Raw genomic sequence first — 13,358 nt, forward strand, 5'->3', positions numbered from 1 at the left:
TCCCGGCGGATCGATCAACCGAAGCGTTGGCGCAGTTCGCCGTACACCGGATCGGTGTCCGGCCGCTTGCCGTGCCACAACTCGAAGGCGTCGGCGGCGGTTTCCACCAGCATGCCGAGGCCATCGAACGCATAGCGCGCGCCCGCCGTGCGCGCCCAGGCGAGGAAGTCGGTGGCGGCCTTGCCGTAGGAAAGGTCGTAGCAGAGGGCGCGATTGCCGACGATGGCAAAGGGCAGGTCGAGCGATCGGCCGAGCACGCCTGCCGACGTGGCGTTGACGATGAGGTCAAAGGCGCCGAGTTCGGCCAGGTCTTCCCAGTAGCGCGTGTGCGCGCGGGCCGGATCGCCGATGGCATCGGCCAGCGCGTCGGCCGTTTCCGGCGTGCGGTTGACGATGGTGAGCGTTTCGATACCGGCATCGAGCAAGGCCCACGCAACACCATGCGCCGCGCCACCCGCGCCGAGCAGCAACGCCGTGTGCCCACGCAGGTCGACCTGATGGCGCTCGGCGATATCGCGCACCATGCCGTCGCCGTCGGTGTTGTGCGCGGCGAGACGACCATCGGGAAGCAGGGTCAGCACATTGGCGCTGCCGGCGCGGCGGGCGGCTTCGCTGCTTTCATCCGCCAACGCGAAGGCAGCCGCCTTGTGCGGCAGGGTCACGTTGGCGCCGCGGCCGCCGGCGGCGAAGAACTGGCGAACGGCCGAAGCAAAGTCCGCAGGCGCGGCATCGATGGTGCGGTATTCCAGCTCCAGGCCGAACTGGCGCGCGAAGGCCTGGTGGATCTGCGGCGACAGCGAATGGCTGATGGGGTGGCCAAACACCGCGAACTGTCCTGCACTCATGCGAACTCCTGATGGCTTCGACGCCCCGCCCGATGGCGGAGCCGGTCGCCCATTTTAGCGATACCGGCCTGTCTGGGTGCCTGCGGAGCGTGGCCGCGGTTGCCATCGCAGGTTTTGAGATGGGCACCGGGCAGGCTTGGTCCATCGACACCACGGACCCAAGCCCATGCGCCCGAATGCCTCCACGACCCGCCATGAACGCCTGCTCGGCGCGGCCCTGCTATGGCTGCTGGCCGGCGCCCTGTTGCTGGTCACCACCCTGGTGCCGGCCCACACCGAGGCGCTGGGCTGGACACCGGCATTCTGGCTGCTGGGCGCGCCCCTGGTGCTGTTGCTGACGCTCGATCCGGCCTTGCCGCTGCAACTGCGGCGCGCCCTGCGTCCGCGCCGCCGCCGCAACGCATCATTGATCTGGAACTGAATTCACTTGGCAGTGGATGCCGCGGCGCGGAATGCCGCGACGTGGGAACTCCTGCGATGGCTTGGGACAGCGGGCACCTTCGCGGGAACGGCGCAACGGAATGCGCCGCATGACGGCAGTCCATGGACGGGCTGCCGGAATAACCCCCGCGGGTATGCATCCACGGCTCTGCGTAGGAGCGCACCCAGTGCGCGACCGCGGCGTCGCGCCGTTGCCTCTTCATTCGGCCATCGCGTCATCGCCCTGCAGGCTTTTCGCGCAAGGGGTGCGCTCCTAAAGGGGAAGTCGCCTCGCTAGTCGACGATGCCCAGCCGCTTGCGCTCCATGCGCCGCAGGAACTCCTGCATGATGCGGCCGTACAGTTCCTCGCCCAGATACGCGTCTTCCACGCCGGCGTCGATCGACGGATTGTCGTTCACCTCGATCACCACCGGCTTGTCGCCGACCTGCTTGAGGTCCACGCCGTAGAGACCGTCGCCCACGGCCTGCGTGGCCTTGAGCGCGAGCTTCACCACCTCGGGCGGTGCTTGATTGACGGGAATGGTTTCGAAGCCGCCGGACTTGGCCGTGCCCTTCGCGCCGTGGTTGTAGATCTGCCAGTGGCCGCGCGACATGTAGTACTTGCAGGCGTACAACGCCTCGTTGTTGAGCACGCCGATGCGCCAGTCGAATTCGGTATAGACGAACTCCTGCGCCAGCAGCAGCGCGCTGTGCTGGAACAGTTCGGCCGTGGCCTTGCCAAGCGCCTGCTCGTTTTCCACCTTCACCACGCCGCGCGAGAACGAGCCGTCGGGAATCTTCAGCACCAGCGGATAACCGAGGCGGGCAGCGACATCCTTCAGGCCCTTCGCATCGTCGCGATAGAGGATCTCGGTACGCGGCACCGCCAGCTTGCGCGAGACCATCAGGTCGTTGAGGAAGATCTTGTTGGTGCAACGGAGGATGGACGCGGGATCGTCGATCACCACCATGCCTTCGCGTTCGGCGCGATGCGCGAAGCGGTAGGTATGGTTGTCGCTGGCCGTGGTCTCGCGGATGAACAGCCCGTCGTACTCGGCCAGGCGCTGGTAGTCGTTCTTGTTGATGGGATCGACCTCGATGCCCAGCTCCTTGCCCGCGGCAATGAAGGACTTCAGCGCCTTCTTGTTCGACGGCGGCATCGCCTCGGCCGGGTCGACCAGCATGGCGATGTCGTAGCGGAACTGCTTGCGCGCCTTCGGCTTGCGCCACAGCTTCTTGCTGAAGCGATCGAGCTCTTCGGCAAACGCGTCTTCCTGCTGGTCCACCAGCGTGTGCAGGCCCACCGGCTTGATCGCGCTCACCTGCCACACGCGGTCGCGCTCGAACTCGATGCGCAGGAGCGGGCACGGGAACATTTCGAACACCTGGCGCGCAAGATCCTGCAGCGCCGGATACGCGGTCTGGCCGAAATAGACCAGGATGCCGAAGTCGGTGGTGTCGCGGCCGCCGGCCGGAAGAAAGTGCGTGAGCTTGGTGCTCAGGTCCTCGATGTCCAGGCCATACAGCGAGCGCCGCCGCAGGTCGTTCACCGTGCGCACGGTGGGCATCACGCGGTGGCCGCGCGCCTCCGCGAGCAGCGAGACGTAGTAGCCGGTGCCCAGGTATTTGTAGCTGCGGCACAGGTTGATGACGTGCGTGCGCTCCTCGTCCGCGCCCACCGGCTCGCGCAGGTAGTCCATGGCGGTGACGACGTCGACGGAGGGGTAGTAGGAACTCCAGTCGGAAGCTTTCTCGACGACGATGACGAGACGAGTCATGACACCTCAGGCGGTTGGAAGTGTCGTCGCGTGGGGAACGAGGCGGCACGGCGCAAGGGCCGCAGTGTGGCACAGGAATCGGCGGGGCTATGAAGCCGCCCTAAATGCGCCGAAGGTCACGATTGCCGCACGGCCCCCCGGGGACTAGAGTGCGCCGCTTGGTCCACTCTGCGCTCGACGGGATCCGCCCCTGATGACCCCCATGCCCGCGACCGCCGCCGTACGCGTGCGCCGTGCCGAACTTTCCGATCTCGATGACCTGGTGGCGCTGGAAGAGACCAGCTTCGCCACCGACCGCCTGAGCCGCGAGCAATATCGCCGCCACCTCGACAGCGAAACCGCCCAGGTGCTGGTCGCCAGCGCCAACCGCCGCCGCTTCCTTGGCACCGCCGTGGTGTTTTTCCGCAAGGGCACGAAGGTCGCGCGGCTGTACTCCATTGCCACGCACGCGGAAGCGCGCGGCAAGGGCGTGGGCTCGGCCTTGCTGGAGGCGTCCGAGCAGTTGGCCAGGCGACGCGGCTGCCAGGTGCTGCGGTTGGAAGTGCGCACCGACAATGACGTGGCGATCCGCCTGTACGAGCGACTGGGTTATGTCCGCATCGGGCGTTATGCGCGGTATTACGGCGATGGAGCGGATGCGTGGCGGTATGAGAAGAAGGTGGGGTGAGGCAACGCGAGTCCGCCCGGCATGACCAGCAGGACCGAGGCAAGACCGCCCCCCACCCCAGCCCTCTCCTCGCTCCTCAAAGCCGCGGCCATCCATGGCCGCTCCCCGCGTGCCCCGAAGGGGAGAGGGAGAAGTGATGGACCGAGGCAAAAAACGAACTTGCTTTAAGTCCTCTTCGCCTCGGCGCGTTGCGGTGTAGCCGCTCCGTTCGAGGTAGCAACGAGCCCATTCCGGCTGGCCTCAGTCGTCCGACGCTCCTATCCAGCATGTCGCTAAGAGCCTTGGCTCTGAAGGCCATTTTCTTTGGGTTACTTTTCTTTTGGGCCAGCAAAAGAAAGTGACTCGGCGGCCGGCAGGACGTCGAAACGCCCGCCGCGTAGGCGGCATGCTCGCGGAAGCGGAGCTACCAAAGGCAACCTGTCATCACAAGAGCAATAAACGTGCAGACAGGCGCGAAAGGCTGTCGCGCACAGGGTGCGCTCCCACAAGTGAGGCGGCATGGCCTGAACCAAGTGAAGCGGCTTGGCCTGAACCAAACACGGGGCGGCAACAAGACCGCCAGGACGGACCGTCACAACGAAAACATCAGAACGGCTGCGCGATGCGCTGCTCCGTCGCCTCGTCCGGCCGCGCCACCAGCGCCCCCGTGCGCATCAGGCTCACCGTGTAATGCCCCTGGTCGACCAAGGGCAAGTACGCGCCACTGCCGAACAACACGTCGACGTTGGGTACCCAGCGGGGATACTGCTTGTGCAGGTTGAGCAGATCGAACGCGCCCGCTTCGCGGAAATCCGTCACCGTGCGCGGCCCGTGGGCCTCTTCATTGGGATCGTCATAGCGGCCCGAAACGCGGTCCAGGCGATACAGCGGCGGCACGCCCGACAGCATGGCGGGCAACTTCCACTTCAGCACCACGGCCTCCACCCGCCACGCATCGCCCGCCACCGGCACCTGGCGAATGCTGCCGTCGGGCCAGTGCAGGATGAGCTCCCAGCGCTGCGGCGAGAGGATGCGGGCATCGATCTCCACCACCGGCGTTTCGTCCGCCAGCAGGCGGTAGCCACGCAGGGTGAGGCCCAGGCCCGTCAGTACCAGGGTAAGCGCGATGCCGACCAGCACCAGCGCGGTGCGCCCGGCTGCCGCCCAGCGGCGCCGGTGGTTCAGGCGGTGGCGCAGGATCACGAGCTGAACCAGGGTAAAGAGCAACGCGATCGCTGCGAGGATCAGCAGGATCGTCGTGGGCAGACGCAGCAGCGCGGTCCAATCCATCGTCGTAAGTTCGGACTTCCGTACCGCACGAGGCGGCGACGGGGGTCATGATAACGGCAGCACGGGGTGGAACGTGGCGTGAATGCGCTTTGGAGATGATTGGCTCGCCACTGTTTTGAGGCTTCCCTATACTCCGTCCGTTCCCTACGGAAACCCCGCGATGCGCCGACTTCACCTGCTGCTGCCGTTGTGCTCCGTGCTGGCCCTGCTGGCCGGTTGCGGCAACAAGGGACCGCTGTACATGCCCAAGCCCACGCCTGCGCCCGCCGCCGCGCCGGTCACTCCCGCGGCCAAGCCGGTCGCGGCGGCACCGGGCGCGGTCCACGGGTTCGTCAGCGACATGCCGGCCTTCGACACCTTCATCGCCACGCATCCGACGCCCGACCAGTTCCACGCGATGTATCCCGATGTCTTGCTGGTGTTGCCGGGTACGGTGGCGACGCGCGAATTCCGCACCAACAACAGCCGCTATTTCGCCGAGCTGGACAAGGACGGCCGCATCACCGGCGGCAAGTTCATGTGATGAAGCTGCCGTTCTCCAAGATGCATGGCATCGGCAACGACTTCGTCATGGTCGATTGCCGCCGGCAACCGTTTGCGTTGAGCGACGCGCAGATCCGCGACATCGCCGATCGCCACACCGGCGTGGGTTTTGACCAGCTGATCAGCATCGAGCCGCCGCGCGACCCTTCCTGCGCGTTCTACTACGGCATCTGGAACGCCGACGGCTCGCCCTCGGGCCAGTGCGGCAACGGCGTGCGCTGCGTGGCGGCCTGGCTGCATCGCGCGGGTGAGCTGGCGATCGGCGACACGGTGCGCGTGGAAAGTCCCTCGGGCCCGGTGACGGTGCGTCTCAACGGCGCCAACGAAGTCACGGTGGACATGGGCGTGCCCTCGTTCGATCCGGCGACCATTCCCTTTACGGCGAACGCCGAAGCGGACCGCTACGGCATCGACGTCGGGGACGAAGTGCTGGAGATCGGCGCGCTTTCGATGGGCAACCCGCACGCGGTGGTGGTCGTGCCCGACCTGCATGCGCCATCGCTGTTCCGCCTCGGCCCGCTGCTCACCACGCACGAGCGCTTTCCCGAGGGCGCCAACACGGGCTTCGTCCAGGTCATGGGGCGCCACCTGCTGCGCCTGCGCGTGCACGAGCGCGGCAGCGGCTGGACCATGGCCTGCGGCACCGGTGCCTGCGCCGCCATGGCAGTGATGCGCCTGCGTGGCGAGGTGGATGGGCGCGTGCGCGTCGAACTGCCCGGCGGCACGCTGACCATCGAATGGGCCGGGCCGGGCCATACGCTGTGGATGACCGGTCCCGCCACCTTCGTGTTCGAGGGCGAATGGCTGGGCAGCTCTCCCGCACATTGAAAGCGGACACCCGGACATCGCACACTCGGGGCCGCGACGTATCGATCCGCTCGAGGTAATTCCGATGTCCGACACCGCACTCGCCGAAACCATGAGCGCCAGCGACGTGGCGGCCTACCTGCGCCGGCACCCGGAGTTCCTCACCGACTTTCCCGACCTGGCCGGCCAGCTCACGCTGCCGCGCGAACAGGGTTCGGTGGCCTCGCTGGCCGCCTACCAGCTGCAGAGCCTGCGCGAGAAGAACGCCGAGCTGGAGCGCCAGCTCGCCAGTCTCATCAGCATCGCTGCCGACAACGAGCGCCTGATGCAGCGCATCCATGACCTCAATGTGGCCGTGCTGCGCGCCAGCACGCCGGCGGTCGCGGCGCGCAGCGTGGTGACGCGCCTGGGCGAGGATTTCCAGACCGACCACGTGCGCCTCGTGCTGTTCGGCAACTTCGGGCTGCCGCCGGCGGACTGGCTGGTCCATGTGCCGGGCGGGCGCGCCTCGATGCCGGAATTCGCCGATTTCCTCGCCAATCACGAGCCGGTCGCCGGCCGGCTCTCGGCCGAGCGCCTGTATCGCCTGTTCGGCGACCACGCACCCGAGATCCGCTCCAGCGCGATCATGCCGCTGGGCGAATTCGGCATCCTCGCCATCGGCAGCGGCGACGCGGACCACTTCCAGCCGGGCATGGGCACGCTGTTCCTCAAGATGATCGCGGCCACCGTCACGGCGGCACTGCGGCGCTCGCAGGAAGGCGTGTAAGCCGCGGATGAAGCCGCAGGAACAGGTCGACGCCTGGCTCGCCCGACTGGCGAACGAACGCAAGGCGTCGACGCACACGGTGGAAGGCTACCGGCGCGACCTGTCCAAGCTGCTGCGCTGGATGGACGCGCAGGGCGTGGACAGCTTCGATCGCCTGGAGCCGAACCGCATGCGCGGTTTCGTCGCCGGCGAGCATCGCGGCGGCCTCTCGCCCAAGAGCCTGCAGCGCCTGCTGTCTTCGTGTCGCAGCCTGTTCCGTCACCTGAGCCGCGAGGGCTCGCTGGGCCATGACCCGCTGGCCGGCGTGCGCGGACCCAAGGTGCACCGCAAGCTGCCCGAAGTGCTGGATGTGGACGAGGCCGCCACCCTGGTGGAAGCGCAGGGCGAGGGCGCGCTGAACCTGCGCGACCGGGCGATGATGGAACTGTTCTATTCCTCGGGCCTGCGCCTTTCCGAACTGACCGGGCTACGCTGGATCGACCTGGACCTGCAGGCCGGCGAGGTACGCGTGCTCGGCAAGGGCGGCAAGACGCGCATCGTGCCGGTGGGGCGCCACGCCGTGACTGCCTTGCGCGCCCTGGGCGACGCCGAAGGCGTGGCGCCCGAGCAGCCGGTGTTCAAGGGACGCGGCGGCGCGCCGATCAACCCGCGCACCGTGCAGCTGCGCCTGAAACAGATCGCGCTGGTGCAGGGCATGCCCAAGCGCGTGCACCCGCACCTGCTGCGCCACACCTTCGCCAGCCACATGCTGGAGTCCTCCGGCGACCTGCGCGCGGTGCAGGAGTTGCTCGGCCACGCCGACATCGCCACCACGCAGATCTATACGCACCTGGATTTCCAGCATCTGGCCAAGGTGTACGACGCCGCGCATCCGAGGGCCAAGCGGAAATAGGCTTGCGCCACAACGCGCTTTTTGTGGGAGCGCACCCTGTGCGCGACAGCCTACGGAGCGCAAACGCTGCCAAGCCCGACCGCCGCCAGCTTTAGCGACCACCGTGAACCGCGGCAGGTTGCCACGCTGCCGTCGCGCACAGGGTGCGCTCCCAGGGCGCGGTCGGTTGGCGCGGCTTGGATTTGCCCGCTGGAAGCCCCACTTCTCGCGAATTCGTATTCTCCGGAGCTCCCATGGAATCCTTTCACGCCACCACCATCGTCTCGGTGCGCCGCAACGGCCGCATCGTGATCGGCGGCGACGGCCAGGTCACCCTCGGCAACACGGTGATGAAGGCCAATGCGCGCAAGATCCGCCGCCTGGGCAAGGGCGACGTGCTGGCGGGCTTCGCCGGCGCCACGGCGGACGCCTTCACCCTGTTCGAGCTGTTCGAGCAGAAGCTGGACAAGCACGGCGGCAATCTCACCCGCTCGGCGGTGGAGCTGGCCAAGGAATGGCGTACCGACCGTCGCCTCGGCCGCCTTGAAGCCATGCTGGCCGTGGCCGACAAGGACGCCTCGCTGCTGATTTCCGGCAACGGCGACGTGCTGGAGCCCGAGCATGGCCTGATCGCCATCGGTTCGGGCGGTCCGTACGCGCAGTCCGCCGCGCTGGCGCTGATGGAGAACACCGACCTGGATGCACGCGCCATTGTCGAGCGCGCGCTCAAGATCGCCGGTGACATCTGCATCTACACCAACCACAACACGACCATCGAAGAGCTGTAGGCGCCAGGCGCGACGGCTGCTCCGTCGTCATCCCGACGCAGGCTGGGATCCAGCGGCCCCGGGCCGCATCGCAACTGGATTCCGGCCTGCGCCGGGATGACGGCGAAAACCCTTTTTCCGGTGACCTCCCATGTCCGAACTCACTCCCCGCGAAATCGTCAACGAACTCGATCGCTACATCATCGGCCAGCACGACGCCAAGCGCGCCGTGGCCATCGCGCTGCGCAACCGCTGGCGCCGCATGCAGCTCGAACCGAGCCTGCGCGACGAAGTCACGCCCAAGAACATCCTGATGATCGGTCCCACCGGCGTGGGCAAGACCGAGATCGCGCGCCGCCTGGCCACGCTGGCCAATGCGCCGTTCGTCAAGGTGGAAGCCACCAAGTTCACCGAGGTGGGCTATGTCGGCAAGGACGTCGAGTCCATCGTGCGCGACCTTGCCGATGTCGCTTACAAGCTCACCCGCGAGCAGGCCATGAAGCGCGTGCGCTCGGTGGCCGAAGACCGCGCCGAGGACCGCATCCTCGATGCGCTGCTGCCGCGCCGCCAGCAGCCGACCGACTGGACCCACGACCCGGCGCCGGCCCATGACGCGCAGAACGACACACGCCAGAAGCTGCGCAAGCAGCTGCGCGAAGGCGCCCTGGACGATCGCGAGATCGAACTCGACTTCGCCATGAACGTCGGCGTGGAAATCATGTCGCCGCCGGGGATGGAGGAGATGGGCCAGCAGCTGCGCCAGATGTTCCAGAACATCGGCGGCGCCAAGACCCAGCAGCGCAAGCTCGCCATCAAGGCGGCGCGCCCGCTGCTGGTGGAGGAAGAAGCGGCCAAGCTGCTCAACGAGGAAGAGGTGCGCTCGCAGGCCATGCAGGCCGCCGAGCAGAACGGCATCGTCTTCATCGACGAGATCGACAAGGTCGCCCAGCGCTCCGAGTGGGGCGGTGCGGGCGTCAGCCGCGAAGGCGTGCAGCGCGACCTGCTGCCGTTGGTGGAAGGCTCGACCGTGTCGACCAAGTACGGCCCGATCAAGACCGACCACATGCTGTTCATCGCCTCGGGCGCGTTCTCGCTGGCCAAGCCGTCGGACCTGATCCCGGAGCTGCAGGGCCGCCTGCCGATCCGCGTGGAACTGTCGGCGCTCTCGGTGGACGACTTCAAGCGCATCCTGCGCGAGCCGAACAACGCCTTGACCAAGCAGTACATCGCGCTGCTGGGCACCGAGGGCGTCTCGGTGCAGTTCACCGAAACCGGCATCGACCGCCTGGCCGAGGTCGCCTTCCACGTGAATGAGCGGACCGAGAACATCGGCGCCCGCCGCCTTCACACGGTGATGGAGCGGCTGCTGGAGAAGATTTCTTACGAAGCTGCCGACAAATCCGGCGAAAACTACGTGATCGACGACGAATATGTCGATAAAAACCTCGGAACGCTCGTCAAGGACGAGGATCTGAGCCGTTACATCCTGTAAACAAGGGGAAGTCCCCTGGCTGTTAAAATTGCCCCATGGGAAATGTGATTGAACTCAAGACGACCGGCCAGCGTGCCCAGTTGCGCGAGGCGCAGCAGAAGCATCAGCTGGTCCGGTTGTGGCGCGGTGAACTCGAACACGGCAGCTTCTGCGGCTACGTGGGCGGCGTGGGCCGTGAATTCTTCCTGTTGTGGGTGGTCGGCGACGGCATCACCTACGACGGCATGTATGTGATGCGTCATCGCGACGTCTCCGAGCTGGAAGCGCCCGACAAGCACGCGCCCTTCATGGAAAAGGCGCTGGCCCTCAAGCACCTGATGCCGCGCACGCCGCGGGGCTTTCCGCTGGACGACATCCGCAGCGTGATCCAGGCCGCCGCCGCGCAGGCACCGGTGATCGGCGTGCACGTGGACAGCGAGGACGAAGCCGAGGTCTGCTACATCGGCCGCCTGGTCGGCGTCGAGGAAGACGGCTTCAACATGCAGGAGATCTCGCCGGACGCCGAATGGCTGCGCGAACCGTCGTTCTTCTCGTGGGACGAAGTCTCCACCGTCAGCATCGAGGACGGCTACGCGACATCGCTGCTCGCCGTGGCCGGCAGCCCGCCGCCGCTGGAGCAGGGCGATTCGGGCGTGGGACACGTGCAGTAATCAAAACGAAAGGCCGGCTGAAAAGCCGGCCTTTTTCATGTGCGCCCACCCTTGTAGGAGCGCACCCGGTGCGCGACCGCGGCGCCCTGGAGTTCCTCGTTGGTGGGCCGTCGCGACACAAGAGTGAGGGTGTCGACGCTTCGTGGGCTTTTCGCGCACTGGGTGCGCTCCTACAGCAGAGGCGACTTCACCGGATGGTCGATGCCGGTGCCGGGTCGGGTGCCTTCACCGCACGCACCGCCGACGCCGCGCCCTTCACCTGTTGCTGGAAGAAATGCTCGATCAGGTGGTACACGTGCGCGCGCTGTCCCGGCAGGTTGAGGCCGTGCTTGGCGCCGGGATAGGCCATGAACTGGAACTGCGTGCCGCGCTTCTGCAGCTCCGCCATCAGTTCGGTGGAGTTGAGGAACAACACGTTGTCGTCCGCCATGCCGTGCACCAGGTACAGCCTGGCGGTGAGCCCGTCGAGCCACGCCATCGGTGAGCTGCGCGTGTAGCCGGCGTCGTTGTCCTGCGGACGGCCGAGGTAACGTTCGGTGTAGAAGGTGTCGTAGAGGCGCCAGTTGGTCACCGGCGCCACGGCCACGCCGCCGGCGATCTGGTCGGAGGCCTTGGCCAGCATCATGGTGGTCATGAAGCCGCCGTAGCTCCAGCCGAACACGCCGATATGCCGGCCATCCACCCAGGGCTGCGACGTCAGCCACTGGATGCCCACCAGCTGGTCATCCACCTCGACCGCGCCCAGCTGCTGGTAGATCGGCGCCTCGAAGACATGGCCACGACGCGCCATGCCGCGGTTGTCCAGGCTGAACACCACGAAGCCCTGCTGCGCCATGTACTGGTTGAAGTAGTCGCCCCACGTGTTGGCGACCACCTGTGCACTGGGACCGCCGTAGTAGGTGTCGAATACCGGGTACTTCTTCGTCGGATCGAAACCGGCCGGCTTGTACACGCGGTAGTACAGCGTCTGCCCATCGGCGGCCTTCAGCGTGCCGAATTCCGGCTTGATCAGGCTGTCGCGGTAGGGCCAGAACGGGTGCTTCTCGTCGAGCTTGTTGGGCTCGATCCAGGTGAGCAGGGCGCCGTCGCTCTTGTGCACGCTGACCTGCGGGGGCGTATCGATGCTGGAGAAGTCGTCGACGTAGAAGCTCGCATCATGGGCGAACTCGGCCAGGTGCGTGCCTGCGCCCTGGCTTATCCGCACCGGCGCCTTCGCCGTGCTGCCATCGAGCTTCAACGCATAGACCTGGCGCTCGGGCACCGCGTCCTTGTTGGAGCTGACATAGACGATGCCGCTGTGCTCGTTCACCGCCAGCAGGCCGTCGATCGGCCATTCGCCTTCGCTCACCGCGTGCCTGAGCTTGCCGTCGATGCCGTACAGGTAAAGGTGGTGATAGCCGCTGCGCTCGCTGCCCCACAGGAACGACTTGCCGTCCTTGAGGAAGGTGAGGTCGTTGTTGAGGTTGATCCAGTCGTCGCTGGTTTCGGTGAGCAGGGTGCGCTGCGAAAGCGTCTTCGCATCGACGATCCGCAGCTCCAGGCGCTGCTGGCTGCGCGGCATGCGCTGGTAGGTGACGTGCTTGCCGTCCGGCAGCCAGTTCACGCGGGTGAGGTAGATGTCGGCGTCCTTGCCCAGGTCGATCCAGCGGGGCTGGCCACCCGTGGGCGCCACCAGGCCAAGCTTCACCGTCACGTTGGGGGTGCCGGCCGCGGGATAGCGCTGGTCGATCACGTCGGTGTGGTCGGCGTACAGCTCGGTGCGCTTGGTCACCTGCACGTGGGCTTCGTCGTAGCGTTCGAATGCGATGGACGAATCGTCCGGCGCCCACCAGTAGCCGGTGCTGCGATCCATTTCCTCCTGCGCCACGAACTCGGCCTCGCCGTTGTGCACGGTGCCGCCGCCGTCATGGGTGAGCTGCCTGGCCTCGCCGGTGCCGAGATCGATGACCCACAGGTTCTGGTCGCGCACGTAGGACACGTAACGGCCCTTGGGCGAGATCTTCGGATCGATCACGTTGTCGCCCGTGTCCAGCAACTTGGGCGCCGCATCCGGCGCGGCGAGCGAATACACGTAGAGCTTGCCGCCGATCGGGAACAGTAGCTGCCTGCCGTCGGGCGACCACTGGTAGCTGACGATGCCGTGCAGGCCCGCGGTGCGTTCGCGCTCGCGGCGCGCCTTTTCCGCGTCGGAGAGCTGCTCGCCGTTGGGCTCGAGTTTCTTCGAGTCCACCAGCAGGCGGGTCTTGTTGTCCTTGAGCTGGTATTCCCACAGGTCCAGCTGGAACTGGTCGTCCGGCTTGGCGCGCAGGAAGGTCACGCGGCTGCCATCCGGCGAGACCTGCAGGCCACGCGGCGCGGCGCCGGCAAGGCTGCCACCGTCGAAGATGCGTTCGATCGTAAGTTTTTCGGCCATGGTCGGCAGGGCCACCATCGTCAGGGCGGCAAACAGGAGGGCGCGCATGGGAACGTCCTTGGGCGA

The 13,358-nt window shown here is 66.6% G+C and carries 13 protein-coding genes; 9 read left to right on the forward strand and 4 right to left on the reverse strand.

Annotation, left to right across the window (positions count from 1 at the left end; genetic code table 11):
* Positions 1 to 14 precede the first annotated feature (14 nt).
* Positions 15 to 845: a shikimate dehydrogenase gene (aroE, locus tag JMF82_RS03935; protein ID WP_201313239.1), complete on the reverse strand. Its 831-nt coding sequence runs from the start codon at positions 843 to 845 to the stop codon at positions 15 to 17.
* A 166-nt stretch (positions 846 to 1,011) separates the two neighbouring features.
* Between aroE and JMF82_RS03940 the strand changes: the two genes are divergently transcribed.
* Positions 1,012 to 1,266 (forward strand): hypothetical protein, encoded by a 255-nt coding sequence (locus tag JMF82_RS03940; RefSeq protein ID WP_201313240.1) that lies wholly within the window; start codon positions 1,012 to 1,014, stop codon positions 1,264 to 1,266.
* A 293-nt stretch (positions 1,267 to 1,559) separates the two neighbouring features.
* Here JMF82_RS03940 and JMF82_RS03945 read toward each other — a convergent pair whose 3' ends face one another.
* The gene (locus JMF82_RS03945) at positions 1,560 to 3,044 is read right to left on the reverse strand and encodes a RimK family protein (protein ID WP_201313241.1); all 1,485 of its coding nucleotides are present in this window, start codon (positions 3,042 to 3,044) and stop codon (positions 1,560 to 1,562) included.
* A 193-nt stretch (positions 3,045 to 3,237) separates the two neighbouring features.
* Here JMF82_RS03945 and JMF82_RS03950 point away from each other — a divergent pair, with 193 nt between their 5' ends.
* On the forward strand, positions 3,238 to 3,711 hold the full coding sequence (locus JMF82_RS03950; RefSeq protein ID WP_201313242.1) for a GNAT family N-acetyltransferase: 474 nt from the start codon (positions 3,238 to 3,240) through the stop codon (positions 3,709 to 3,711).
* Between the two features lie 585 nt (positions 3,712 to 4,296).
* On the opposite strand, the gene JMF82_RS03955 is transcribed toward JMF82_RS03950, so the two are convergent.
* Positions 4,297 to 4,980 carry a hypothetical protein gene (locus JMF82_RS03955; protein WP_201313243.1) on the reverse strand — a complete coding sequence of 228 codons (684 nt, stop codon included), beginning with the start codon at positions 4,978 to 4,980 and terminating at the stop codon, positions 4,297 to 4,299.
* A gap of 160 nt (positions 4,981 to 5,140) precedes the next feature.
* Here JMF82_RS03955 and JMF82_RS21915 point away from each other — a divergent pair, with 160 nt between their 5' ends.
* The 7 genes from JMF82_RS21915 to JMF82_RS03990 all read left to right on the forward strand — a co-directional run bounded on the left by JMF82_RS21915 (position 5,141) and on the right by JMF82_RS03990 (position 10,879).
* The gene (locus JMF82_RS21915) at positions 5,141 to 5,503 is read left to right on the forward strand and encodes a lipoprotein (protein ID WP_236585287.1); all 363 of its coding nucleotides are present in this window, start codon (positions 5,141 to 5,143) and stop codon (positions 5,501 to 5,503) included.
* Complete coding sequence (gene dapF, locus JMF82_RS03965) at positions 5,503 to 6,351, forward strand: diaminopimelate epimerase (protein WP_343214152.1); 849 nt, start codon at positions 5,503 to 5,505, stop codon at positions 6,349 to 6,351. The genes JMF82_RS21915 and dapF overlap by 1 nt, the downstream gene beginning before the upstream one ends.
* A gap of 64 nt (positions 6,352 to 6,415) precedes the next feature.
* Entirely contained in the window at positions 6,416 to 7,099 is a 684-nt protein-coding gene (locus tag JMF82_RS03970) for a DUF484 family protein (RefSeq protein ID WP_201313244.1), read from the forward strand.
* 7 nt (positions 7,100 to 7,106) lie between these two features.
* Complete coding sequence (gene xerC / locus JMF82_RS03975) at positions 7,107 to 7,991, forward strand: tyrosine recombinase XerC (RefSeq protein ID WP_201313245.1); 885 nt, start codon at positions 7,107 to 7,109, stop codon at positions 7,989 to 7,991.
* A 233-nt stretch (positions 7,992 to 8,224) separates the two neighbouring features.
* A complete protein-coding gene (hslV, locus tag JMF82_RS03980; protein ID WP_111984978.1) occupies positions 8,225 to 8,758 on the forward strand; it encodes an ATP-dependent protease subunit HslV in 534 nt (177 codons plus the stop codon).
* A 130-nt stretch (positions 8,759 to 8,888) separates the two neighbouring features.
* Entirely contained in the window at positions 8,889 to 10,229 is a 1,341-nt protein-coding gene (hslU, locus tag JMF82_RS03985) for an ATP-dependent protease ATPase subunit HslU (protein ID WP_201313246.1), read from the forward strand.
* Positions 10,230 to 10,264: 35 nt separating this feature from the next.
* Positions 10,265 to 10,879 (forward strand): hypothetical protein, encoded by a 615-nt coding sequence (locus tag JMF82_RS03990; protein ID WP_201313247.1) that lies wholly within the window; start codon positions 10,265 to 10,267, stop codon positions 10,877 to 10,879.
* Positions 10,880 to 11,066: 187 nt separating this feature from the next.
* Here the strand turns inward: JMF82_RS03990 and JMF82_RS03995 are convergent, their stop codons facing one another.
* A complete protein-coding gene (locus JMF82_RS03995; protein ID WP_201313248.1) occupies positions 11,067 to 13,340 on the reverse strand; it encodes a S9 family peptidase in 2,274 nt (757 codons plus the stop codon).
* Between the last annotated feature and the right edge of the window lie 18 nt (positions 13,341 to 13,358).

The sequence above is a fragment of the Dyella sp. EPa41 genome (genome assembly GCF_016586165.1).
Taxonomy (GTDB): domain Bacteria; phylum Pseudomonadota; class Gammaproteobacteria; order Xanthomonadales; family Rhodanobacteraceae; genus Dyella.